The following is a 22,027-nucleotide window of genomic DNA, read 5'->3' on the forward strand; positions in this document are numbered from 1 at the left end:
GCGCGCGTCGTCGATGCGGCTCATATTCGCGTCTGGCAGGCTGGCAGCCATGAGCGGACACGACGCGTTCCCCAACCACATCTTCAACGCCTTCGGCCAAGCGCCGCGCATGCTCGAGGAAAAGCTTGGGGGCGTCGTCATGGTCATCGAGAAGCGACCGGAGGGTGGACCGATCACGCTCATGACGGCTGGTGCCTCCAACCTGCCGACCGACTCCGGCGAGGCAGTAGAACTTGCCGTCGAAGTAGTCGAAGGTCAGCAGGGCGCGGGCTTCATCGCGTTGCGGATCGTCTGCGATGACATCGCAGAACCGGCGCGTGCCTCCCGTCGGCGCGCCGTGGCGCAATACCGAGCCATTCCTCACTGGTACCGCGATCACGTCGATCGTCGCAACCGGGTCGCGCTGGGGTGCAGAGTTTGACGACGTGCGGGCCGAGGATGGCACGGTAGTCGGCCACGTGCGAACGCTGCGGATGCTCACCGACGCCGAGGCCGGCGTCGTCGCGAGTGAGGGGTTCGACGCGCTGCGGGCGAAGGTCGGCTCAGTCGACGCACTTCTTGACGTCGAACGTGAAGAATCCGTTGAGCCGAGCGGCGTTGCCGACAACGAGCCGGTCATGCTGTCGAAGCTTCACTACGAGCATCCGCCGCGCTGGGTGACGATCACCGATCGCGGGCTGCAGTCGGTCACCGGGTTCGAATCCGAGGCGTACATGGCCGATAGCGCGAACCACGAAATTTGGGCGGTCGCCTCGTTCGTCGATCGATTCCCCTTCGTCGAGGAGTTCCTGCGTCGGGGCCGCGTCGGTGAAACGGCGCGCTTCGACAACGACTCGGGCGCCCACCAGATCGAGGCCGACTGAACCGTTGCCGCTACGACGTGGCGCCGATGATGCCCGACACGAGCGCAAAGACGGCAAGCGCGGCGAAGATGAACGCCCAGAACTGCATGGGGATGAAGAACAGCGTGTGGACGTTCTTCACCCGCTGCGCCGCGCTGAGTTCGGCCTGCAGCAGTTGCGCGCTCATCTGCCGAGCTTCCTCGTACGAGCGGGGCTGCGGCTGGCCGGATCCGAGCGAGAACTGGCCCGACTCGACGAGCTCCGCGAGTTGGAGCTCCCGGTGTACGCGCCACTCTTCGACCTTGCGCAGCGGGCCGGTGATGTTCATCGCGCGCCCGGTAAACCAGGTCGCGACGGCCGCGAGGCTGAGGCCGATCGCCGCTGAGAAGGCAATTGGGCACTCGTCAAGGAATGTGCTGCCGAGCCCGGCAAACAGTACCATCGCGACCGCGCCATAGCCGAACGCCAGCACACCCCACCCACGCCAAATAATCACGGCGACGATCTCGCCACAGCGCTGCCGCCGGGAGCATCCGACTGCAGTCGCACGACCCACGTAAATCGGTGGGTATCACTCCCGCTAGAGCCTCGCGAGACTCGTGATGTCCTCTTCGAACTCGGCCGCGACCTCGGCCGACACGGTCGTGCGCGTCTGGCGGATCGCCGCCTCGAAGTCGGCCTGGCTGGGACCTCGCTCGAGGGCCTCGCCGCCCGCCGCGACCGCCCGCTCAAACGCGTTCTGGGCGGCGCTGCGTGACGCGAACTCGATGTCGGCGGGGGAGAAGCCCTCGGTCGCCGAGACGAGCGCGGCGTAGTCAACCGCATCCTTCGACCGCTCGGGCATGAAGCCCCGCCAGATCGCGGCCCGGGCCTCGGCGTCGGGCAGGCCGATCGGAATCACGTAGTCGAAGCGCCCATGCCGCAGGAAAGCCGGGTCGAGGGCGCGGATGAAGTTCGTCGCGCAGATGAGCAGGCGGCCGGGCTTCTCGCGGAAGTTCGGGATGATCTTGAGCAGCTCGTTCGTCACGCCCTGCATCGGCGACGGCGGCTCGCCGCCACGACGCACGGCGATCTCTTCCACCTCGTCGATGAAGACGACCGCGTGGTCGAGCTCGTCGATCTTCTCGAAGGTCTCACGCAACTCTCCGGCGAGCCCCTTCGGCGACGCGGCCAGGCGCGAGGGAAACACCTCGACGAACGGCCACTCGAGCCGCGAGGCGATGCCCTTCGCAAACGTCGTCTTGCCGGTGCCCGGAGGCCCGAACAGCACGATCGCGCGCGGCGGCACGACGCCGAACTGTTCGGCGAGCTCTGGGTCGGAGAGCGGCAGCACGAGGCGGCGCTCGAGGGTCTGCTTTTCGTGCTGCATGCCGCCGATGTTGTCCCAGCGATTGCGGTCGAGCACGCGCCCGCCGAGATCGCGTAGCACGAGCACCTGCTCCTGCCGGATGGGGATCGCCCGCTCGAAATAGCGCAGGTGCCGCTTGTCGACGAAGCCAGCCCGCGTCAGCGAGCCGGCGTGCTCCTCGCCATCGGGCACGAGGATCGACATCTTCGAACTGCCCTGCGAAGCCAGGCGGCGCTCGAGTGCGCCGAGCAGCGCGCCGCTGATGCCGCGCCGGCGCCAGGTCGGGGCGACCGCGATGAAGACCACCCAGGCCTGGTCGTGGGCGGCTCGCGCGACCGCGGCACCAACGAGTTCGTCACCCGAGGTGGCCACTACCGCGGTGTCTACCCGGGTCGACGCGAGCACCTCGTTCAGTGAGTAGACCGGCTCGACTCCGGATGCGGCATAGCCCTCCCAGAGGCGCAGAAAGCCGTCGAGATCGGTCGGTTGGAGATCGCGGATGCGCCAGTTCGTCATGGTCTGCCTACTTCGGTGGAGGGACGCTCGTTGGCAACAGCGTACTGAACTCAGCCCGCGCCCCGCGCTGGCCAATACTGAATCGGGTTCACGAACTCAGGAAAACATGCAGGCGGACGTGTCAGCATCCCTGTGCCACAAGCGTGGCGCCAAACCGAAGATATGGAGTGATCATGGGCTTTCTCGATGACGCGAAGGAAAACGTCGGCAACTTCGTGAACGACGCGAAGGACAAGGTTGGGGACTTCGTCGAGGACATCAAGGACGGCAAGCTTGGCAACGAGGGCGACAAGAACGACGAGCAGCCCTCGGCCTAACTCGCCGGGCACTCGCCACCATTGGAGGCTCTGCCCAGACTGGCCTGTAAGGGTAGGTGGAGTTCCGCCGCACCAGTGGTGGTAATCACCGAAGGAGGATTGTATGGGATTCGCTGATGACGCCCGCAACAAGGGTGAAGAGCTTGTTGGCAAAGGCAAGGAAGGCGTCGGTGCCGCGACCGACAACAAGGACCTCGAGAACGAGGGCAAAGCCGACCAGGCCTCGGCCAACATCAAGCAGGGCCTCGAGAATGTCAAGGACGGCATCTCGGACGGCATCGACAAGCTTCGCGGCAAGTAAATCGTCCGCAGCAGTGGCGGGGTGATCATTTGATCGCCCCGCCACTGTCGCTGTTCACCCGTAATCTGAATTCGTAGGCACGCGCAAAGGAGCACTCATGCAGCAAGTACAGGGCGTCATCGCCCGGGCGAAGGACGCGCCCGTAGAACTCGTCACCATCAATGTTCCCGACCCTGGCCCTGGCGAGGCGGTTGTGCGGGTGCAAGCCTGCGGCGTGTGCCACACCGATCTCCACTATGTGCGCGGCGGTATTGGCGACGACTACCCGTACCTCCTCGGTCACGAAGCAGCGGGCATCGTCGAGGCGGTTGGCGACGGTGTCACGAACGTGGCGCCCGGCGACTATGTCGTGCTCAATTGGCGCGCAGTGTGCGGCGAGTGCCGCGCTTGTAAACGCGGTCAGCCGTGGTACTGCTTCAACACCGCCAATGCGACGCAGAAGATGACGCTCGAGGACGGTACGGAGGTCTCGCCGGCGCTCGGTATCGGCGCGTTTATTGAGAAGACCCTCGTTGCTGCGGGCCAGTGCACCAAGGTCGACCCGGCGGCACGCCCGGCGGCCGCGGGCCTCCTCGGCTGCGGCATCATGGCGGGCATCGGCGCGGCCATCAACACCGGCGCTGTGCAGCGCGGCGAATCCGTCGCCGTTATCGGCTGCGGCGGCGTTGGCGTCGCGGCGATTGTCGGCGCCAAGCTCGCGGGCGCGACGAAGATCATCGCGGTCGACGTCGATGACCGCAAGCTCGAGAAGGCGAAGGAACTCGGCGCGACTCACACCGTCAACTCGCGCAAGGTGGATGCGGTTGAAGCCATCCGCGCCGCAACCGACACCTTCGGCGCGGATGTGGTGATCGAGGCCGTCGGACGGCCCGAGACGTACGAGCAGGCGTTCTACGCTCGTGACCTCGCCGGCCGCGTCGTGCTCGTGGGCGTGCCGAACCCCGAGATGGAGCTCAAGCTGCCGCTCGCCGAGGTATTCGGCCGCGGTGGCGCGCTGAAGTCGAGCTGGTACGGCGACTGTCTGCCCGAGCGCGACTTCCCGATGCTCACCGACCTCTACCTGCAGGACCGCCTGCCACTCGACGCGTTCGTGTCGGAGGAGATCGGTATCAACGACATCGACGCGGCATTCGAAAAGATGCACCGCGGCGAAGTGCTGCGCAGCGTCGTCATTCTCGAGGAGGCACAGCAGTGACCGCACGCATCGATCACGGAGTCATCACCGGCACCTTCTCGCTCGACGGCGAGACTTTTGACGTCGACAACAACGTCTGGGTGCTCGGCGACGACTCCGAGTGCCTTGTCATTGACGCACCCCACGACGTTGACGAGATTCTCAAGGTCGTCGGCGATCGCAAGGTGCAGGCCATTGTCTGCACGCATGCCCACGACGATCACGTGCGGGTCGCTCCCGAACTCGCGGAGCGTACGGGCGCGCGCATCCTGCTGAACCCCGACGACCTGCAGCTCTGGGGCCTGACGCACCCCGAGCGCCGTCCCGACGGTGAGATCCACGACGGCGACACGCTCGAGATCGCGGGCAGCGTCGTTCGTGTGCTGGCGACCCCCGGCCACGCGCCTGGCGCGGTGTGTCTCGCGGTGCCCGAACTCGGCGTCGTCTTCAGCGGCGACACGCTGTTCCAGGGCGGCCCGGGCGCCACCGGCCGCAGCTTCAGCGACCGCGGCACGCTCGAGCAGTCGATTCGCGAGAAGCTCTTCCCGCTCGGCGACGAGGTCGTCGTCAAGACCGGGCACGGTGACGACACCACCATCGGTGCGGAGCGCGCACGCGACTGGGTCTAGCGAACCGGTGGCGACGGAAACGTCGGCGGGCCTGGCGATCGAATCGATCGCCAGGCCCGCTTGCATTGGTGGCTAGAACGCTTTCTGACGCTGGTCGACGATGAGGTGAATCAGTGCGAAGGTCTCACCGCGCTGCACGGTCTCGAGTGCGCGCTCGACCGCGGCCGGCACATCGGCGTCGGTCTCGACGCGGATGCCCACGCCGCCGAACGACTCGGCGAACTTCGCAAAGTCGGGGTTCTTGAGCTGGGTGCCCGAGACGCGACCCGGGTAGTGGGCCTCCTGGTGCGTGCGGATCGTGCCGTACTCGCCGTTATCCATGACGATGACGAGTGGCGTCGCGCCGTACTGCGCGGCGGTGGCAAGCTCTTGGCCGTTCATGAGGAACTCGCCGTCACCGGCGATCGTCACGACGACGCGACCCGGGAAGTTCAGGGCGGCGCTGACTGCCGAGGGCACCGAGTAGCCCATCGAACCGTTGCGGGCCGAGATCATCGAGGCGTAGCCGCGCGTGGGGAAGTAGCGGTGCGCCCAGTTGGTGTGCTCGCCCGCGCCAAAGGTGACCATGGCATCCTCGGGCAGACGCTCGACGAGGTTGCCCATGAGTGTCTCCATGGTCGCCTTGCCGTCGTTCGGCGTCGAGCTCGGTGCGGCCGACCAGGTCTGTTGCTTCGCGCGCAGGCGCTGCGTCCACTCACGCCACGAGGCCTTTTCGGGCAGGTCCATGCGTACGAGGTCGCGCACGAAGCTGTGCGGCTTGGCGACGATCTGGTGCGAGATCGGTCCGCTGCGACCCCGCAGCGAGGGGTCAATCGTGACGATGAAGTTGCGCTGGTTCCAGTTCTGGCGCGAGGTAAACCCGCTTGTGATGACGTCGCCGGGAGCCGTGCCGACGAACACAATGAGGTCGGTCTCGTCGAGCAGGTCAGCCGAGAAGTTCGGCCGACCGTAGCCCAGGGGGCCGACGTAGGAGGGCGAGTCGAAGGGCACCGTGCCCTCGGTACGCCACTCGGCGGCGGCGGGCAGCGAGTGCTCCTCGAGCCACTTCGTGAGGGCCTCGGTCGACTGAACGCTCCAGTCGTTGCCACCCGTGACGAACAGCGGTTTCTCGGACTCGAGCAGCGCCGTGCGTAGCGACTTCCAGTCATCGACGGTCATGCCGCCGAGGGCCACGGGGATGGTCGGGTGAATCGGGGTGTCGATGAGCTCGGTGATGACGTCCTCGGGGAGACCGACGACGACGGGGCCCGGGCGACCCGACGAGGCCGAGAACATCGCCTCGGCGACAACCTCGCTCGCGCGGGCCGGATGGTCGAGCACCATGACGCGCTTCGCGCCCGAGGCGAACCAGCGCTTCGGGTCGAACTCCTGGAAGGCCTCCTTCTCGCGGTGCTCGAAGGGGATGAGGCCGACGAAGAGGACCATGGCCGTCGAGTCCTGCCACGCGGTGTGGAGCCCAACGTGGGCGTTCGCCGCGCCGGGTCCGCGCGTGACCATGGCGACGCCGGGCAAGTCGCCGAGCTTGCCGTCGGCCTCGGCCATGTAGGCCGCGCCGCCCTCGTGACGGCAGACGATCGTGTCGATCGACGAACCGTGCAGGCCGTCGAGCACGTCGAGGTAGCTTTCACCCGGCACCACGTACACGCGCTTCACACCGTGCGCCTCGAGCGACTCGACGATTTGATGACCGGCCGATTTGCGCTCGACGAGCTGGTTCATCTGTGCGGTGACGACGTCAATCGTCGGAATCGCGCCAGTGGCGGGGGTTTCCATGTAGCAAGCTCCTTTGCAGGTGGGATCAACCCAGAGTGGTCCTTCGGAATTCTGACAAAATTCCCGTTCAAGTTTTTTGAACGACGTTCACCAACCCGCCGGGGGAGTGCGCTACCTCGCGGACTCCTCTGGGTTGCCACCCGAGCAGCTCGGCTGCAGCTCCAGGGGGTCTCGATGCAGCTGCTGGTGGGGGTCGAGCTCATTGAGAATTGCGTCCATTGACCGGTGGAGTTCGCCGACCCCATCCGGACCCTGGGGTGCAAACACCACCTGCCGCACGAAATTCACGTGCTCGGGCGCCGACTCGACGAGGCGCGCGGCCCCGGCCTCGGTCAGCTCAATGTCGGTCGCCCGGCCGTCATGCTCGTTCGGCACGCGGCGCAGCAGGCCCTCGTCCTCAAGTCCGGAGATCACGCGCGAGAGACGGGAGAGGGTCGTGTTGGTGAACACCGCGAGCTGCTTCGTCTGGATGCGGTTGTGCGGCGCGTCTGACAGCATCGCCAGGGCGTAATACTCGGTGAGAGTGAGGTGCGCGTGCTTGCGCATGTGCGAGTCGAGGGCGCTCGGCAGCAACTGGAGGACGCCGAGGAGGCGCATCCATGCGGCACGTTCGTCAACGGACAGCCACTTCGGTTCTTCTTGCGCCATGTGCCGATTCTGCCACAAATTTACTTGAAGGATCAAGTAAATTTGTGGTTACTTTGTCTTCTTCGCCCGCAGTTGTTTGCGCTCCAGGCCGCGCTCGAGTTTCGCCTGCCGTCGCTGAAACCTCGGGTTCGCCGCATCGAGCTGGGCGAGCGTGTCGTCGCTGAGGTCGCCAACGTGCCATCGCGGCGCCGGCCCGAATGCGCCGTCGGCGGTGCGGATCACGTCGTTCGCGAGGGCGCGGTTACCGAGCGCGCCGACGGCGGCGCCGATACCAAAAGGCAGCAGTTTGCCGATGAGCCCGCCGAGGTGCGTGTCCGCGAACTTCGTCAGGAACGACGTCGAGAGTCGCTGGCCCAACTCGCCGACGAACACCTGGGGGAGCGCCTCGGTGACGAGTTCACCCCAGGCCGCCGACTTCAGCAGCGTCTGCGGGGCGCGGGTGCGCACAAACTCGGTGACGAGCTTGCGCCCGCGGTCACCGAGCAGGATGCCCATCACGAGCGCCCGGGCGCGCTCGGGGTCGTCGGTCGCGTCGCCATGGAGCTCCGCCACCGTGAGCGCGTAGAGCGCCGTGAGGTCGAGGAACGACACGACTTCGGCGCTAATGAGCGCGATACCGGTCGCGGTACCGATGCCGGGAATCGCGCTCGCCGCGCCGACGCCACCGCCCGTACCCATCGCGGTGCGCCGATACCACTTCTCGACCACGCGCAGGAGGTCATCGGGAGTGGCCTCCGGAGCGGCCCGTCTCAGACGACGAACAAACGCGAGGGCCGCCGGGCGCTGCACGCGCAGCGCGCGGTCGAGCGCGCGCACGAGCACATCGCCACGCGATGAGGTTCGTTCGGTTGCGGATTGCTCAGTCATGAGGCGTCAGGCTAGCGTGCCAACTTGCTGAGAACCTCGTCGGCGTGCCGCGTATAGACCGAAAAGTGATTCGCCGTGCGGTCGAGATGAAACTCGCAATTGGGGATGCGTCGGGCGAGCTGCATACTGCCGCGCCAAGGGACCGAAAGGTCGCGCTTGCCCTGCCACATCGTGACGGGGATGCTCTGGTCGAGTTCCGCCGGATCAAAGCCCCAGTCGAAGAGCACGAGCGAGAGGTCCAGAGCTACGCCGCGGGGGCCGCGACGGAAGGCGCCGACGACCGAGTCGAGAAACGCATCGCCGGAGGCATCCGGCAACCCAAACCTGCGGTCGAGTCCGAGGCCCGCGCGCTGTCTTGCCGAGGTGAAGAGGGAGTTGTGGCCAAGGGCGCCGACGCTCGCCGCGGCACCCGCAAAGATCGCAAGGTTCGGACCCATGGGCATCCCGGTGTACTGCGGGGGCCCCGCAGGCGCCAGGAGGCCGACGCCGGATACCTGCTCCGGCATGGCGAGCGCTGTGGCGAGCGCGTAGGCGCCGCCGGCGGAATAGCCAACGACGGCGAAACGCGACCACGACCTCGCGGCGACAAACGATTCGACGTCGTCGATAAAGTTCGCCACGTGGCGGTGCGGGCGCCAGGTCGACAGACCGAATCCGGGTCGTGAGAGGCACACGACCTGAACGCCAAAGTGCGAGGCCGCTCGGTTGTACAGAGCGGCCTCGAAGCGCGAACCGGGCGCACCGTGAAACGAGAGCACGGGAGGTGCCTGCGCATCGCCGAAGCGCACCCACTGCAGCCAGCGGCCGTCAGCCAGGGGGTGAGTGCCGGTGTAGGAGGGCAACATCTATTCGGTGATCTTTCCGTCCTGTGTCGCGTCGTCCATGAGCGGCAGCACCCGGTCGCGGGCGAGGTCGCGAAGCACGATCGAGGTGCTCGTTCGACCGACCGCCTCGAGCGAGCCGATGCGGTCGATGACGCGCTGCAGGTCGGTGTTTGAGTGGGCCACGACCCGAAGCAGCATGTCCCAGGGGCCGGCCATGGTCGAACAATCGATCACCTCGGGGATGCCGAGAAGCCGATCATGTAAGCCTTCATGCCCAACCCGCTGATCAATTTGCAACATCACCATCGCCTGCACGGGATAGCCCATCTGGCTTGGCTGCAGCTTCGGCACGATGTCCACGAGGATGCCGCGTTCACGCAGGCGGTTTAGCCGCGCTTGCACGGTGGGGCGGGCCACGCCCAAGTCCCGTGAGGCCGACAACACACTGGAGTCCGGCCGCCGTGTGAACAGCTCCACGATCTGGAAGTCGAGTCGATCCATAGGTGCACCTTTGCATTCGTGAGGACTGTTGACAGAATGTATAACTAGTTGGGCCTTCCCGGCAATCTCCTGCTAGTTTTCAGTGTTAATCCCACTAGGGACAGACACGTATTTGACAAAGGGGTCGTAGAAAATGCGTATCCGTAAATCTCTTGCCGCTCTCGGCATGTTGGCTGTTGGCTCGCTGGCGCTTTCCGCCTGCTCGAACGGTGGTGGCGACGCCGCCTCGACCGATGGCGCCGCCTCGGGCGACTCGTTCAAGGTCGGCGTGATTCAGCTCGTGCAGCACCCGGCGCTCGACGCGGCCACCGCTGGCTTCGAGCAGGCCTTCACCGACGCGGGCATCGACGTCGAATTCGACGTGCAGGTCGCGAACGGCGAGCAGTCGACCGCCGCGACCATCGCCGCAGGCTTTGCCGGCGACCCGGACATTGACCTCGTGCTCGCCGTCGCGACGCCAGCCGCTCAGTCGGCCGCGACCGCCATCACGAACGTGCCGGTGCTGTTCACCGCGGTCACCGACCCGGTCGCCGCCGACCTCGTCGCGAGCGCCGAGGAGCCGGGCGGCAACGTCACCGGCACTACCGACCTCAACCCGGTCGCCGACCAGATCGACCTGATCACCCAGCTCGACCCGTCGGTTGAGTCGGTCGGCATCGTCTACTCCTCGGGTGAGGTCAACTCGCAGGTCCAGGTCGACCTGGCCCAAGAAAAGGCTGACGAGCTCGGCCTCGAGCTGAAGACCGCCACCGTGACGAACGTGGGCGAGGTGCCGACCGCGCTCGACTCGCTCGGTGACGTCGATTCGATCTATGTGCCGACCGACAACACCGTCGTCTCGGGCATCGACACCGTGCTGACCTACGCCGCCGACAAGCAGGTTCCGGTCGTCTCGGGCGACACGGGCCCCGTCGAGTCGGGCGCCGTTGCGACGCTCGGCCTTGACTACACGAAGCTCGGCGTTCAGACCGGCGAGATGGCGATTCGCATCCTCCAGGACGGCGAAGACCCCGCGACGATGGCCGTCGAGGAACAGACCGAGTTCGACCTCGTCGTGAACCCCGCGGGTGCCGAGGCCGTCGGCCTCGAGATTCCGCAGGAGATGCTCGACGAAGCCGCTACGGTCGTCGAATAATCCAATCCCACGTGCACACGGGTGGCCGCGCCACAATTGCGGCCACCCGTTTGTGCTCAAAACCCACCATTTTTGAGAGGAGACGCACGTGATTGGTGCATTTGAACTCGGCCTGATCTACGCCGTGGTGGCGCTCGGCGTGTATCTCACCTTCCGCATCCTGAACTTCCCCGACCTCACGGTCGACGGTAGCTTCACTACCGGCGCCGCTGTCGCCGCCGTGTGCCTGAGCTACGACATGAACCCCGTCCTGGCGATCCTGCTGTCATTCGCCGCGGGCGCCATTGCGGGCGCGATTACCGGTGTGCTCCACACCTACGGCAAGATCGACGGTCTGCTCGCCGGAATCCTGACGATGATCGCCCTGTGGTCGGTCAACCTGCGCATCATGGGGATATCCAATGGCACGGCCGCCCTTTCAAATGTCGGTATTCGCAGCTCGGAGAGCGCGTTTAGTGGCCTGCGCGAGGCCGGCCTGCTCGGCACCTGGGGTGCCGTCGGCATCCTCTTCGTCGCCGTGTTCGTCCTGAAACTCGTGATCGACTGGTTCTTGTCGACCGACCTCGGTCTTTCGATTCAGGCGACGGGGAACAACGAGCAGATGATTCGCTCGTTCGGCGTGAACACCGACGCGATGAAGATTCTCACGCTCGCGCTCTCGAACGGTCTCGTCGCGGTGGGCGGCGCGCTCGTCGCGCAGTACACCGGCTCGGCGGACATCTCGATGGGTGTGGGTCTGATCCTCATCGGCCTCGCGTCGGTCATTCTCGGCCAGGCGTTCTTCGGCAACCGCTGGGTGTGGCTTGCGAGCTTCGGCGTGATTGTCGGCGCCGTGCTGTACCGCCTCGTCATCTTCGCGGCACTTTCAGCGGGCCTCAGCAACACCGACGTTCGACTCATCACCGCCGTCATCGTCGTCATCGCGCTGCTGATTCCGCGCTTCGGCATTGGCAAACGACTCGGACTCGATCGCCTGATGCGTGGCAAACAGACCGAACCGGCCGCGGCTCCGTCCGCAACCGAGGCTGAACCCGCAGCGGTACCGGCAAAGGAGGCGCAGCAGTAATGCTCGACATCGACAAGATCTCCAAGACGTTCTTCCCGAACACCGTCAACGAAAAGAAGGCGCTCGCCGACCTCGACCTGCACCTCGCCGACGGCGACTTCGTCACCGTCATCGGCTCGAACGGTGCCGGCAAGTCCACACTGCTCAACGCGGTGTCGGGCAAGCTCAACGTCGACCGCGGTGACGTGCGCATCGACGGCACCTCGGTGCGACGGATGCCCGACTACCGTCGCGCGCGCTACATCGGCCGCGTGTTCCAGGACCCGATGGCGGGCACGGCGCCCGACCTCACGATCGAGCAGAACCTTGCCCTCGCCCTGCGTCGCGGCAAGCCACGCGGGCTGGGCATGGGCATCACCTCGAAGCGCAAGCAGCTCTTCCGGGACGAACTCGCGCACCTCGACCTCGGGCTGGAGAACCGGCTTACGACCCTAGTCGGGCTGCTTTCGGGTGGTCAGCGGCAGGCGCTGTCGCTGCTCATGGCCGGGTTCACGAACCCGTCCATCCTCCTGCTCGACGAGCACACCGCCGCGCTCGACCCGGCACGCGCCGCGCACGTGTCGGAGCTGACGCGCCGCATTGTGTCGGAGTCGGGTCTGACGACCCTGATGGTGACGCACAACATGCAGCAGGCGATCGACCTCGGCAACCGCCTCGTCATGATGCACGACGGTCGCATCATCTACGAGGTCGCGGGCGAGGCGAAGTCGAAGACCACCGTGGAGGACCTGCTCGGCCGCTTCGCCGCGATCAAGGGCGCGGTCATCGACGACAAGACGATGCTCGCTACCTAGTCACACCAACAAGACGAAGGGCCGCCCACCGATTGGTGGGGCGGCCCTTTGTTTTGTGGTTGCGCTAGACGCGCTTTTCCCCCTCGTCGGGCTCGTCGTCGCCCTCGTCGATGTCGTCAAATTCTTCGTCGTCGAGGTCGTCTTCGTCGTATTCGTCGTCGACCTCGTAGTCGTCGGCCCATTCGTCGAGCAGTTCGGCGGCCTCGTCGGAGTCGGCGGCCTCTTCGATCTCGACGTCGCCACCGCCCCAACTGCGGACGACGACCTCGATCTCTTCAGAGTCCTCGAGACTGTCGTGCAGGTTTGCCTCGTGCTCGGTCGCGAGCATGGCGGCCTCGTCTTCGTCCTTCGCCTCGACGACGAGACCCGAGACGACCTCGTACCGCAGCATCACGGCATACTTCGGCATGGGGGATTCCTCTCAACGGCGACACCCGGTGCGTCGCGACCACGACTGACGCTAGCGCGCTATTCCGTAGGAAACAAGTGACTCGGCGGCCGCGCAGGGGATTTGGGGAAATGCCCGTAGGCTGGCCGCATGTCAGAGGCAATTGCATGCGCAGTGAGTCAGTTCGCACCAACCCTCGACACGTCGAAGAATCTGCGCTTGCTTCGCGACCATCTCGCAATCGCGACCGACCGCGGCGCACGCATGTTCGTCGCACCCGAATACAGTTCGGGCTTCGACCGCGATTACGGCGACTGGATGCACTCGGTCGCGCAACCGCTCGACGGCGAGTTCGCGACGGCGCTCGGCCAGCTGGCGGCAGAGTTCGGCGTCACCCTCGTGGCCGGGATGCTCGAGCAGGTCGGCGATGGCGTCGCGAACACGCTCGTCGCGTTCGGTGACACCGGTGAACTGCTCGCGGCGTACCGCAAGGTGCACCTCTATGACGCGTTCGCTGGACGCGAGAGCGAGTGGCTGACCGCCGGCGACCCGAGCGAGCAACCGGCAGTGTTTGAGGCGTACGGTCTCACGATCGGTCTGCAGACCTGCTACGACCTGCGTTTCCCGGAGTCGAGCCGTCGCCTCGTTGATGCGGGCGCTGACGTGCTCGCGGTGCCAGCCGAGTGGGTGCGCGGCCCGCTCAAGGAACACCACTGGCGAGCGCTGCTCAGCGCGCGAGCGATCGAGAACGTCGCCTACGTCGTGGCGGCCGACCACCCGGCACCGATCGGTGTTGGTGGCAGCAGTGTCGTTGACCCTCGCGGCGTCACCATCGCGACGCTCGGCACCGACACCGGTGTGGCGATGGCCTGGCTGGATCCGGCAGAGGTCGCCGCAGCCCGAGATCAAAACCCAGCGTTACGTCTTCGTAAGTACACGGTGCGCGCGTCCGACTAAGTTGGCTGTGGGGGGATTGCTAGCTTGGAAGATGTGACGAAAACAGACGAACAGGGAGAGCGCGGGGAAAACCGCGATCTCGGCCTCGGCAAGAAGACGGCTGAGGGCCTGTCGACCATGACGCCGATGGCGCGTCAGACCGAGGCAGCGCCGCGAACGCACGGTGGTGAGGCCCTCTACCTCGCCGAATTGACGAAGAAGTTTGGTCGACACACCGCGGTCGATCACCTGAGCTTCGCCATTCCGCAGGGCTCCTTCTCGGCCATTGTTGGGCCGAACGGTGCCGGCAAGACCACAACGCTCTCGATGATTGCCGGTCTGCTTCCGCCGAGCCATGGCACGGTTGAAGTGTTCGGCATCGACGCGTGGCGTGACCGCGCGAAGGCACAGCAACTCATCGGCATTCTGCCCGACCGCCTGCGCATGTTCGACCAGCTCACCGGCGCACAGTTCTTGTCGTATGTCGGCGCAGTGCGCGGCGTCAAGGGTGAGACGCTGCGCGAGCGCATGGAATACCTCCTCGACGACTTCGGCCTGCGTGACGAGGCGAATCGATTGGTTGTCGACTATTCACTCGGTCTGCGGAAGAAGCTCGCGCTCGCCGCGACGCTTATTCACGCGCCGAAGCTGCTGGTGCTCGACGAGCCGTTCGAGGCGATCGACCCGGTGTCGGCCGGCACGTTCATCGACGTGCTCAACAGCTATGTGAACCGCGGCGGCACGGTCGTGCTCTCGAGCCACTCGATGGACCTCGTGCAGCGAGTCTGCGATCACGTCGCCGTCATTGCCAAGGGCGAGCTGCTGGCTGAGGGCACCGTCGACGACGTTCGCGGCAATGTCTCGCTCGAAGAACGATTCCGCGACCTCGTTCGTGGCCCGGGGCAGACGGAGGGGCTGGATTGGCTCGAAATCTCCTTCGGGTGAGCTGGGGGAGCGTCGCCGCGTCCCTGCGCCCCCGCGCGCAAATCGGGGCCTCTACGCTTTGGATGCTCCTGCTCACGATTGTCGGTGCGCTCAGTGCCGGCGCGCTCATTCACAGCGGCACCGCTGGCAGCGATGCCGCGGCGCTGCTGTGGACCCCGCTGCTGGTGCTGCTCGTGCCGATCGCGNGCCTTCGGGCTCGGCGTGCTCGGGCATCCGAGCGATGCCCTCGATGCGCGCCGTATCGCCGTGCACGGACGCGGCCCCGCACGTGCGGCGAGTACGACGCTCGCGCTCGGCTTTGTTCAGCTCACCTCAGCCATCGCTCTTGTGCCCTATGGTGCGCTTGGCCTCGCGCTGCAGCAGCGGCTTGACCCCGGCGTCGCCTGCTTGCTCGCCGCCGTCGGCTGGGCCGGCTGCGTGCTCGCGCATCGCCTCGGGGCACGTGCCGGACGCGCGGTTTCAGCGCGCCGCACGACCCGCGAGGTTGGCGCCGTGTTCTGGTACGCCGTGTCGGTGCTCGGCGCGACCGTCGCCTTCGCGCTGCTGTTCCTGCCGTGGCAGGAGGTGGCCGACGAGGCGGCCCAGCTCATCGCCCGAGGCCTCGACTGGGTGCCCGGCGCGAGCCTCGCGCTGGCCGGTTCGGTCGGCGACCTCGGCACGATCGTCGGAGTCAATGTCGCCGTAGTGCTGCTGGCCGCGGTGCTCGAATGGCTGCTTTCGCGCCGCGACGCGCAACGCGCAATGTATGTGCGGGGCAGCGGCGGCCGCGTCAACCTGGGCATCTTCGCTTCAGCACCGGGGTCTGCGACCTGGTCGATCGCGGCCCGCACCTGGCTCGCGTGGTTGCGTGACGGCCGCTACCGGCTGACGCTCATCACCATCGCGATCTTGCCGCCGCTGCTCGTGATCCCGTTGTGGATCGCCGGTGTCGGCGCGGCCGAGCTCGTGCTGCTGCCCGTGCCGATCTTTGCGCTGCTGTTTGGCTGGGCCCTGCACAACGACATCGCTTACGACTCGACCGCCCTGTGGCTCCACGTCACGGGTGGGCTGCCGGGCCGCGCCGACCGCCTCGGCCGCGCAATTCCCACGCTCATTACGGGTGTGGTGCTCATCTTCGCGGGCTCGGCGCTCGTGCTCTGGGTTACCGACGACGCGCTCCGGGCCGTCCTCGTTGCTTCGGTGTCACTGGCGCTGCTCGGCACCGGGGTCGGCGGCTCGTCGATCATGTCGGCGGTGTCGCCGTACCCGGTGGCGCGACCCGGCGAGTCGCCATGGTCACAGCCGGTCTCAACGTGGGGTGGCTCGTTCGCCGTCCACGGCATCAGCCTGCTCGTCGAACTCGCGATCTGCGCACCCGCGATTTGGCTCAGCGTGCTCGCCCTACTGTCGGATGATTGGTCGGATGCGCTGCTCGCGGTCGNGCGTCGCGCTCGGCACCGGTGTGCTCGCGTGCGTGGCTGGCATTCTCATCGGCGGCCAGGTCTTCACCGCTCGGCGAACCCACCTACTCAACCGCGCCACCCTCATCGACTGAGGCTCGAGGCCGCGAGTAGTCTTGGGGCATGACTGGATTCGCACGTACCGAAGATCCCGGCTCGATTGGGTCGGGCGGCAGCACGGATGTGCTCGACCGCGAACTCGAACAGCTCATCGAAGATGAGCAGTACGACGACGGCGACCACGACAAGTTTGCGCACTACGTGCGCAAAGAGAAGATTGTCGAGTCGGCCGTGACGGGCAAGCCGGTTCGGGCGCTCTGCGGCAAGAAGTGGCTGCCGAATTCCAACCCCGACCGGTTCCCGATCTGTCCTGACTGCAAGCGCATCTATGAGCGGATGCGCGGCGAATAGGCCTAGGCCCGTGTCGTGATCCCGTCCTCGTCGACGTAGAACGTCGCGAGGGCGGGTTCTCCCTTTCCGAGCCGGCGCGCGGTCCGAGGCAGCTCGGCGAGCGCCGCAGCGCAGTGCTCGCGGGCCGCGGCAACGCCGGCGGCACCAAGCCATTGGCGGTCGAGTTCGCCGTTGACGACGTAGTCGACATAGAGCGGGCGGTCGTCATGGTCGCCGATCGGCGCACCACCGAGCGAGATGAGCTCACCTGTCGCGACGCCGTTTTCACGACGGCGCAGCGGGAACTTCACGCCACCCACCGATTTCTTCCCGGGTGAGGCCTTCGCGACCGAAACCCACTCATCGGCCTCGTTCTTGCGGGCCACGAGCTTATAGACCATGCCGGAGGCGACCGAACCGGAGCCGGTGACGACGCTTGTACCCACGCCGTAGGAGTCGACGGGCGCCGCGGCGAGGCCCGCGAGGGTGTACTCGTCGAGGTCGTTTGTCACGGTGATCTTCGTGTTCACGGCGCCGAGATCATCGAGCTGCTCGCGCACCTCCCGCACGAGCACCGGGAGGTCGCCGGAGTCGAGGCGCACTCCGCCGAGGTCGGTGCCTGCGACCTCGACCGCGAGGCGAACGCCCTCGGTGACGTCGTAGGTGTCGACCAGCAGCGTCGTGCCGACGCCGAGCGCATCCACCTGGGCTTGGAAGGCCGCGCGCTCCGACTCGTGCAGGAGCGTCCAGGAGTGCGCCGCGGTCCCCATCGTGGGAACACCCCAGCTGCGGCCCGCCTCGAGGTTCGAGGTGGCCGAGAATCCTGCAATGTACGCGGCACGCGCGGCAGCGACGGCGCTGCGTTCGCCGGTGCGGCGCGAGCCCATCTCAGCGAGCGGCCGACCCTCGGCAGCCGAAACCATGCGGGCGGCGGCCGACGCGACAGCGGAGTCGTAGTTGAAGACGCTGAGCAGGAGGGTCTCGAGGATCACACCCTCGGCAAACGTCGCATGCACCTCGAGCAGCGGTGACTGCGGGAAGTAGACCTCACCCTCGCGGTAGCCGCGAATCGAGCCCGAGAATCGGTAGTTCGCGAGCCAATCGAGCGTCTGCGCAGAAACGACGTTCGTGTCGCGCAGAAACTCGAGCTCCGCATCCTGGAACCGGAATCGTTCGAGCAACTCGATCGCGCGCCCGAAGCCCACGACGACGCCGTAGCGCCGGTCGTTTGGCAGGCGTCGTGCGAAGAGCTCGAACATGCACTCACGATCGGCCGTGGCGTCCTGCAGGGCGGCTTCCACCATCGTGAGTTCGTAGTGGTCGGTGAGGAGCGACGTCGCTGAGGGCAGTGCCGGGCGTGCTTCGGGGTTCGACATAGGCACAGAGTAACGAATCGGGGGAGTGCCGCCGCTGTACCTGGTCGCATCCGCAGGCATTGCGATCGCCAGCCGGGTACGATTGCCGGTTGTGAGTAACGCACCGATTGGCATTTTCGACTCCGGAGTCGGGGGTCTCACGGTTGCACGCGAAGTGCGCGCCCAACTGCCGCACGAGTCGATCGTGTACATCGGCGACACCGAGCACACGCCCTACGGTCCGCGGCCGATCGCCGAGATCCGCAAGTTCTCGCTCGAGATCCTCGATCAGTTAGTCGATGAGGGCGTGAAGATGCTCGTGATCGCCTGCAATTCGGCCTCCGCGGCTGTTTTGCGCGATGCCCGCGAGCGCTATTCGGTGCCGGTGATTGAGGTCATCGCGCCGGCTGTGCGCGCGGCGGTGAGCGCCACTCGTTCGGGCCGAGTCGGCGTGATTGGCACGCACGCGACGATCAGTTCGCGCGCCTACAACGACGCGTTTGCTGCCGCCGTCAACGTGCAACTGTTTTCGCAGGCGTGCCCGGCGTTCGTTGAGCATGTCGAGGCCGGCGATACGACGAGCGAAGAGCTCATCGCGATTGCCCGCGAATACCTCGCGCCGCTGCAGCAGCAGCAAATCGACACGCTCGTACTCGGGTGTACCCATTACCCGCTGCTGCAGGGTGTGCTCGGCTATGTCATGGGCGGCGACGTGCGGCTGGTGTCGAGCGATGTCGAGACGGCGAAGGATGTCTATCGCACGCTGCTCACGCGCGGCTTGTTGCACGACGGCACCACCGAACCCACATATGAATACCGGGCAACGGGCGAAAATACCGCTGCCTTTGTCACCCTCGCGAGCCGCATCCTCGGCGGCGAGGTGTCGAGAGTTGAACATCACCCCACCGGCGTAATTGACCTCGCCGGCCACACTCAGAAGGAGAACTCATGACCACTCGTGCTGATGGTCGCGCCGTTGACGAGCTTCGCGAAGTCTCGATCCAGCGGGGCTGGAGTGAGCAAGCCGAGGGGTCGGCCCTGATCTCGTTCGGCCGCACGCGCGTGCTCTGCACGGCGTCGTTCACGCCGGGTGTGCCGCGCTGGCTCACGGGCAAGGGCACCGGCTGGGTAACGGCCGAGTATTCGATGCTGCCCCGCGCCACGAACGAGCGTTCGCAGCGCGAGTCGGTGAAGGGCAAGATCGGCGGCCGCACCCACGAGATCTCGCGTCTGATCGGCCGCTCGCTGCGCGCCGCGATCGACATGGAGGCGCTCGGCGAGAACACGATCGTGCTCGACTGCGATGTGCTGCAGGCCGACGGCGGCACGCGAACCGCGGCCATCACCGGCGCGTTCGTGGCCCTCTCGGATGCCGTGGACTGGGCCCGCACACAGAAGCACATCCCGCGCAAGGCCGAGGTGCTCGCCGCATCCGTCTCGGCAATCTCGGTGGGCATCATCGACGGCACGCCGATGCTCGACTTGCCCTACGAAGAAGATGTTCGCGCCGAGACCGACATGAACGTCGTGATGACCGGCACCGNGCAAGTTCATCGAGGTGCAGGGCACGGCCGAGAAGGCGCCGTTCGATGGGACCGAGCTCAATGCGCTGCTTGCCCTGGCGATCAAGGGCAACGCCGACCTTGCCCGCATCCAGTCCGAGGTGCTCGCGCGATGACGCAGCGGGCCGTCCTCGCATCGAAGAACGCCCACAAGCTCGCGGAGCTGCAGCGCATCCTTGGCGCTCAGCTGCCCGAGCTTGAACTGCTGTCGTACGACGGCGAGGCCCCCGTTGAGTCGGGCCTCACGTTCGAAGAGAACGCGCTGATTAAGGCCCGCGCGGCGGCACAGTCAACCGGTCTTCCTGCGATTGCTGACGACTCGGGTATCTGCGTCGAGGTGCTCGGCGGTATGCCCGGGATCTTCTCGGCGCGGTGGTCGGGGCCCGACCGCTCGGATGCCGACAATGTCGACCTGCTGCTCTGGCAGCTGAGCGATGTACCCGATTCGGCCCGCGCGGCACAGTTCGTGGCGGTCGCCGCGGTTGCACTACCCGACGGCACTGAGTTCACGGTGCGCGGAGAGTGGCCGGGCCAGATCGTGCGCGAGGTGCGCGGCGCGGGTGGCTTCGGCTACGACCCGGTGTTTCTGCCCGAGGGCGAGACGGAGTCGGCCGCCGAGATGTCGGCGGAGCGTAAGGACAGCATGAGTCACCGCCGACGGGCCTTCGAGGCGATTGCGCCCGAGCTGCAGCGCCTGCTGAGCGAGGCGTAGTCGCCTGCCCTGTGCGCTGGTGGGCTGACGCTTAGGCCTCGGTGAGCGGGAAGACGAGAAGGATGCTCGACGCCGGAGCGACGACCTTGGCCTGGTCGCCGAGCACCTCGCGGTCGGCGAAGACGACGCGGTGGCCGGGCATTGTGACGGGGCCAACGCCGAGGAGCGGACCGCTCGTCGACGTGACTGGACGCGGGTACATCACCGTGATCTCGATGGAGGTGTTGGCGACGCCTGCCGGCAAGGTCGTTCGTGTGGGTGGCACAACCGAGCGCTCGTGGTGGCTGACGTATCGAACGCACGTCAACTGCGATCAGCGGCGTCCACGATGGGACTGGGCTGGCGGCGGAAACAGCGACGGCGCGACTGCCCGGCAAATTGCTGGGGGAGTCGGGCCGTGGCCTCAAGTGCGGAAGGCGGGACTTGAACCCGCACGCTCGAAAGCACAGGAACCTAAATCCTGCGTGTCTGCCAATTTCACCACTCCCGCGCGACTCCCCATCTTAAGGGTTTCTGGGGAGTGGCGGTGTCACAGCGCTTCGCTGAAGCGGGCGAGGAGCTCCTCGGTGGTCTCGTCGCGGCAACTGCGGTAGTTCTCGCCCGCCCACAGGTTGAGGTACTCGGGGCTGTCGCTTGAGGCATCACGAATCGGCTTGGTCAGGAAATGCACGATCGGATAGCTCGCTGGTGCGACGAGATCGAACTCATCTATGAAGCGATTCCGGAGGCCGCGAGCGTTGCGGCCGGAGTAGGCGCGTGTCACGACGGTCTCGCGAGTTCCGGCGAGCAGCGCCTCCCGGTGAGGCGGGCGCGTGCCCGCCTCCTGCACGGTGAGGAAGGCAGTGCCGAGGGCCACCGCATCCGCACCGGCGTCGAGGAGGCTCCGGGCGCGCTCGGGTGTGTCGATGCCGCCGGTTGCGATGATGCTGGCGCGGGCCACGCGTGCGAGGGGCAGGATGCGCGCAAGCAACTGGTCGAGCGAGAGCGAGTCGGGGATCGTGGACTGATCGAAGTTCGCGCGGTGGCCACCTGCTGCGGGGCCCTGCACGATCAGGACTTCAGGCCCGGTCTCAAACGCCATCACGGCGTCCTCGACACTCGCGATCGTGACGCCGATGGCCGTGCCCACGGCGCGGAGCCGCTTCACGACCTGGAGATCGGGCATCCCGAACGTGAACGTGACGAGCGGGACGGGAGACGCCTCGAGGGCTTCGATCTTTTCGAAGAACGCGTCGTCGCCCGGGTCACACACCTCGGGCACCTCGACACCGAGACGTTCGGCGAGGGGGATGAGCCGCTCTCGGTAGCGTTCAGCCGCAGCGACGTCGGCCGGAGTCGACTCGGGGACGAATAGGTTGACCGCGAATGGCTCAGCGGTGAGGGCGCGGGTCGCGGCCAGTTTCTCGGCGAACGCCTCGGCCGAGAGGTAGCCACCTGCCAGGGTTCCGAGAGCCCCGAAGTTACTCACGGCGGCAACGAGTTCCGGCGTGGTGGGGCCTCCTGCCATCGGCGCCTGAACGACGGGCAGCCGGCGAGCATGCAAGTCAATCACCTGGCCAGTCTAT

The 22,027-nt window shown here is 66.4% G+C and carries 23 protein-coding genes, 1 tRNA gene and 3 pseudogenes; 15 read left to right on the forward strand and 12 right to left on the reverse strand.

Going from position 1 to position 22,027, the window contains the following annotated elements:
* Nucleotides 1–421, forward strand: a pseudogene (locus tag ID132_RS14225) (hypothetical protein); the annotation flags it as partial.
* Between the two features lie 4 nt (nucleotides 422–425).
* On the forward strand, nucleotides 426–863 hold the full coding sequence (locus tag ID132_RS14230) for a hypothetical protein (RefSeq protein WP_235988562.1): 438 nt from the start codon (nucleotides 426–428) through the stop codon (nucleotides 861–863).
* A gap of 10 nt (nucleotides 864–873) precedes the next feature.
* On the opposite strand, the gene ID132_RS12220 is transcribed toward ID132_RS14230, so the two are convergent.
* Together ID132_RS12220 and ID132_RS12225 are read right to left on the reverse strand one after the other, a co-directional pair.
* Entirely contained in the window at nucleotides 874–1,338 is a 465-nt protein-coding gene (locus ID132_RS12220) for a hypothetical protein (protein WP_125106145.1), read from the reverse strand.
* Between the two features lie 84 nt (nucleotides 1,339–1,422).
* Nucleotides 1,423–2,706, reverse strand: a complete 1,284-nt coding sequence (locus ID132_RS12225; RefSeq protein WP_125106144.1) for an ATP-binding protein — start codon at nucleotides 2,704–2,706, stop codon at nucleotides 1,423–1,425.
* Nucleotides 2,707–2,879: 173 nt separating this feature from the next.
* Between ID132_RS12225 and ID132_RS12230 the strand changes: the two genes are divergently transcribed.
* The 4 genes from ID132_RS12230 to ID132_RS12245 all read left to right on the forward strand — a co-directional run bounded on the left by ID132_RS12230 (nucleotide 2,880) and on the right by ID132_RS12245 (nucleotide 5,127).
* Nucleotides 2,880–3,023, forward strand: a complete 144-nt coding sequence (locus ID132_RS12230; protein WP_125106143.1) for an antitoxin — start codon at nucleotides 2,880–2,882, stop codon at nucleotides 3,021–3,023.
* Between the two features lie 103 nt (nucleotides 3,024–3,126).
* Nucleotides 3,127–3,324: a CsbD family protein gene (locus ID132_RS12235; protein WP_125106142.1), complete on the forward strand. Its 198-nt coding sequence runs from the start codon at nucleotides 3,127–3,129 to the stop codon at nucleotides 3,322–3,324.
* Nucleotides 3,325–3,421: 97 nt separating this feature from the next.
* Nucleotides 3,422–4,519: an S-(hydroxymethyl)mycothiol dehydrogenase gene (locus tag ID132_RS12240; RefSeq protein ID WP_125106141.1), complete on the forward strand. Its 1,098-nt coding sequence runs from the start codon at nucleotides 3,422–3,424 to the stop codon at nucleotides 4,517–4,519.
* Nucleotides 4,516–5,127 (forward strand): MBL fold metallo-hydrolase, encoded by a 612-nt coding sequence (locus ID132_RS12245; RefSeq protein WP_125106140.1) that lies wholly within the window; start codon nucleotides 4,516–4,518, stop codon nucleotides 5,125–5,127. Before ID132_RS12240 ends, ID132_RS12245 begins: the two co-directional genes overlap by 4 nt.
* Nucleotides 5,128–5,199: 72 nt before the next feature.
* Here ID132_RS12245 and ID132_RS12250 read toward each other — a convergent pair whose 3' ends face one another.
* The 5 genes from ID132_RS12250 to ID132_RS12270 form a co-directional block, all read right to left on the reverse strand.
* Entirely contained in the window at nucleotides 5,200–6,846 is a 1,647-nt protein-coding gene (locus tag ID132_RS12250; protein WP_193128768.1) for a thiamine pyrophosphate-dependent enzyme, read from the reverse strand.
* Between the two features lie 165 nt (nucleotides 6,847–7,011).
* Nucleotides 7,012–7,548, reverse strand: a complete 537-nt coding sequence (locus ID132_RS12255) for a MarR family winged helix-turn-helix transcriptional regulator (protein ID WP_125106139.1) — start codon at nucleotides 7,546–7,548, stop codon at nucleotides 7,012–7,014.
* Nucleotides 7,549–7,596: 48 nt separating this feature from the next.
* Nucleotides 7,597–8,415, reverse strand: coding sequence for a hypothetical protein (locus ID132_RS12260; RefSeq protein WP_125106138.1), 819 nt, complete (start codon nucleotides 8,413–8,415; stop codon nucleotides 7,597–7,599).
* A gap of 11 nt (nucleotides 8,416–8,426) precedes the next feature.
* Entirely contained in the window at nucleotides 8,427–9,260 is an 834-nt protein-coding gene (locus ID132_RS12265; RefSeq protein ID WP_125106137.1) for an alpha/beta fold hydrolase, read from the reverse strand.
* Nucleotides 9,261–9,740 carry an Lrp/AsnC family transcriptional regulator gene (locus tag ID132_RS12270; protein ID WP_125106136.1) on the reverse strand — a complete coding sequence of 160 codons (480 nt, stop codon included), beginning with the start codon at nucleotides 9,738–9,740 and terminating at the stop codon, nucleotides 9,261–9,263. It lies immediately after the preceding gene.
* 166 nt (nucleotides 9,741–9,906) lie between these two features.
* Here ID132_RS12270 and ID132_RS12275 point away from each other — a divergent pair, with 166 nt between their 5' ends.
* The 3 genes from ID132_RS12275 to ID132_RS12285 all read left to right on the forward strand — a co-directional run bounded on the left by ID132_RS12275 (nucleotide 9,907) and on the right by ID132_RS12285 (nucleotide 12,735).
* The gene (locus ID132_RS12275; RefSeq protein WP_235988564.1) at nucleotides 9,907–10,875 is read left to right on the forward strand and encodes an ABC transporter substrate-binding protein; all 969 of its coding nucleotides are present in this window, start codon (nucleotides 9,907–9,909) and stop codon (nucleotides 10,873–10,875) included.
* Nucleotides 10,876–10,963: 88 nt separating this feature from the next.
* Complete coding sequence (locus tag ID132_RS12280; RefSeq protein ID WP_125106135.1) at nucleotides 10,964–11,941, forward strand: ABC transporter permease; 978 nt, start codon at nucleotides 10,964–10,966, stop codon at nucleotides 11,939–11,941.
* Entirely contained in the window at nucleotides 11,941–12,735 is a 795-nt protein-coding gene (locus ID132_RS12285; protein WP_125106134.1) for an ABC transporter ATP-binding protein, read from the forward strand. The genes ID132_RS12280 and ID132_RS12285 overlap by 1 nt, the downstream gene beginning before the upstream one ends.
* A 64-nt stretch (nucleotides 12,736–12,799) precedes the next feature.
* Here the strand turns inward: ID132_RS12285 and ID132_RS12290 are convergent, their stop codons facing one another.
* A complete protein-coding gene (locus ID132_RS12290; RefSeq protein ID WP_125106133.1) occupies nucleotides 12,800–13,144 on the reverse strand; it encodes a hypothetical protein in 345 nt (114 codons plus the stop codon).
* 129 nt (nucleotides 13,145–13,273) lie between these two features.
* Here ID132_RS12290 and ID132_RS12295 point away from each other — a divergent pair, with 129 nt between their 5' ends.
* From ID132_RS12295 to ID132_RS12310, 3 genes are all read left to right on the forward strand, one after another.
* A complete protein-coding gene (locus tag ID132_RS12295) occupies nucleotides 13,274–14,080 on the forward strand; it encodes a carbon-nitrogen hydrolase family protein (RefSeq protein ID WP_193128755.1) in 807 nt (268 codons plus the stop codon).
* 33 nt (nucleotides 14,081–14,113) lie between these two features.
* Nucleotides 14,114–15,004 (forward strand): ABC transporter ATP-binding protein, encoded by an 891-nt coding sequence (locus tag ID132_RS12300; RefSeq protein WP_328744478.1) that lies wholly within the window; start codon nucleotides 14,114–14,116, stop codon nucleotides 15,002–15,004.
* A gap of 1,562 nt (nucleotides 15,005–16,566) precedes the next feature.
* Nucleotides 16,567–16,854: a DUF3039 domain-containing protein gene (locus tag ID132_RS12310; protein ID WP_125106130.1), complete on the forward strand. Its 288-nt coding sequence runs from the start codon at nucleotides 16,567–16,569 to the stop codon at nucleotides 16,852–16,854.
* Between the two features lie 2 nt (nucleotides 16,855–16,856).
* Here the strand turns inward: ID132_RS12310 and ID132_RS12315 are convergent, their stop codons facing one another.
* On the reverse strand, nucleotides 16,857–18,209 hold the full coding sequence (locus ID132_RS12315; RefSeq protein WP_211198422.1) for a nicotinate phosphoribosyltransferase: 1,353 nt from the start codon (nucleotides 18,207–18,209) through the stop codon (nucleotides 16,857–16,859).
* A 91-nt stretch (nucleotides 18,210–18,300) separates the two neighbouring features.
* Here ID132_RS12315 and murI point away from each other — a divergent pair, with 91 nt between their 5' ends.
* The 3 genes and pseudogenes from murI to rdgB all read left to right on the forward strand — a co-directional run.
* Nucleotides 18,301–19,140, forward strand: a complete 840-nt coding sequence (gene murI / locus ID132_RS12320; protein WP_125106128.1) for a glutamate racemase — start codon at nucleotides 18,301–18,303, stop codon at nucleotides 19,138–19,140.
* Nucleotides 19,137–19,866, forward strand: a pseudogene (rph, locus tag ID132_RS12325) (ribonuclease PH). Before murI ends, rph begins: the two are co-directional and overlap by 4 nt.
* Nucleotides 19,867–19,886: 20 nt before the next feature.
* Nucleotides 19,887–20,462: pseudogene (gene rdgB / locus ID132_RS12330) on the forward strand (RdgB/HAM1 family non-canonical purine NTP pyrophosphatase); the annotation flags it as partial.
* A 31-nt stretch (nucleotides 20,463–20,493) separates the two neighbouring features.
* Here the strand turns inward: rdgB and ID132_RS12335 are convergent.
* The 3 genes from ID132_RS12335 to ID132_RS12345 form a co-directional block, all read right to left on the reverse strand.
* On the reverse strand, nucleotides 20,494–20,706 hold the full coding sequence (locus ID132_RS12335) for a thioesterase superfamily protein (protein ID WP_125106125.1): 213 nt from the start codon (nucleotides 20,704–20,706) through the stop codon (nucleotides 20,494–20,496).
* Between the two features lie 164 nt (nucleotides 20,707–20,870).
* Nucleotides 20,871–20,952, reverse strand: a tRNA-Leu gene (locus ID132_RS12340).
* Nucleotides 20,953–20,991: 39 nt separating this feature from the next.
* Nucleotides 20,992–22,014: a nitronate monooxygenase gene (locus ID132_RS12345; RefSeq protein ID WP_125106124.1), complete on the reverse strand. Its 1,023-nt coding sequence runs from the start codon at nucleotides 22,012–22,014 to the stop codon at nucleotides 20,992–20,994.
* Between the last annotated feature and the right edge of the window lie 13 nt (nucleotides 22,015–22,027).

It is taken from the genome of Gulosibacter sediminis (genome assembly GCF_014904065.1).
Classification (GTDB): Bacteria; Actinomycetota; Actinomycetes; order Actinomycetales; family Microbacteriaceae; genus Gulosibacter; species Gulosibacter sediminis.

Excerpts from the sequence above, each read along its gene's own strand:
- ID132_RS12230 (WP_125106143.1), top strand. The coding sequence starts at position 2,880 with ATGGGCTTTCTCGATGACGCGAAGGAAAACGTCGGCAACTTCGTGAAC.
- ID132_RS12240 (WP_125106141.1), top strand. The coding sequence starts at position 3,422 with ATGCAGCAAGTACAGGGCGTCATCGCCCGGGCGAAGGACGCGCCCGTA.
- ID132_RS12235 (WP_125106142.1), top strand. The coding sequence starts at position 3,127 with ATGGGATTCGCTGATGACGCCCGCAACAAGGGTGAAGAGCTTGTTGGC.
- ID132_RS12255 (WP_125106139.1), bottom strand. The coding sequence starts at position 7,548 with ATGGCGCAAGAAGAACCGAAGTGGCTGTCCGTTGACGAACGTGCCGCA.
- ID132_RS12265 (WP_125106137.1), bottom strand. The coding sequence starts at position 9,260 with ATGTTGCCCTCCTACACCGGCACTCACCCCCTGGCTGACGGCCGCTGG.
- ID132_RS12275 (WP_235988564.1), top strand. The coding sequence starts at position 9,907 with ATGTTGGCTGTTGGCTCGCTGGCGCTTTCCGCCTGCTCGAACGGTGGT.
- ID132_RS12250 (WP_193128768.1), bottom strand. The coding sequence starts at position 6,846 with ATGAACCAGCTCGTCGAGCGCAAATCGGCCGGTCATCAAATCGTCGAG.
- ID132_RS12225 (WP_125106144.1), bottom strand. The coding sequence starts at position 2,706 with ATGACGAACTGGCGCATCCGCGATCTCCAACCGACCGATCTCGACGGC.
- ID132_RS12310 (WP_125106130.1), top strand. The coding sequence starts at position 16,567 with ATGACTGGATTCGCACGTACCGAAGATCCCGGCTCGATTGGGTCGGGC.
- ID132_RS12260 (WP_125106138.1), bottom strand. The coding sequence starts at position 8,415 with ATGACTGAGCAATCCGCAACCGAACGAACCTCATCGCGTGGCGATGTG.
- ID132_RS12290 (WP_125106133.1), bottom strand. The coding sequence starts at position 13,144 with ATGCCGAAGTATGCCGTGATGCTGCGGTACGAGGTCGTCTCGGGTCTC.
- ID132_RS12315 (WP_211198422.1), bottom strand. The coding sequence starts at position 18,209 with ATGTCGAACCCCGAAGCACGCCCGGCACTGCCCTCAGCGACGTCGCTC.
- ID132_RS12285 (WP_125106134.1), top strand. The coding sequence starts at position 11,941 with ATGCTCGACATCGACAAGATCTCCAAGACGTTCTTCCCGAACACCGTC.
- ID132_RS12270 (WP_125106136.1), bottom strand. The coding sequence starts at position 9,740 with ATGGATCGACTCGACTTCCAGATCGTGGAGCTGTTCACACGGCGGCCG.
- ID132_RS12295 (WP_193128755.1), top strand. The coding sequence starts at position 13,274 with ATGTCAGAGGCAATTGCATGCGCAGTGAGTCAGTTCGCACCAACCCTC.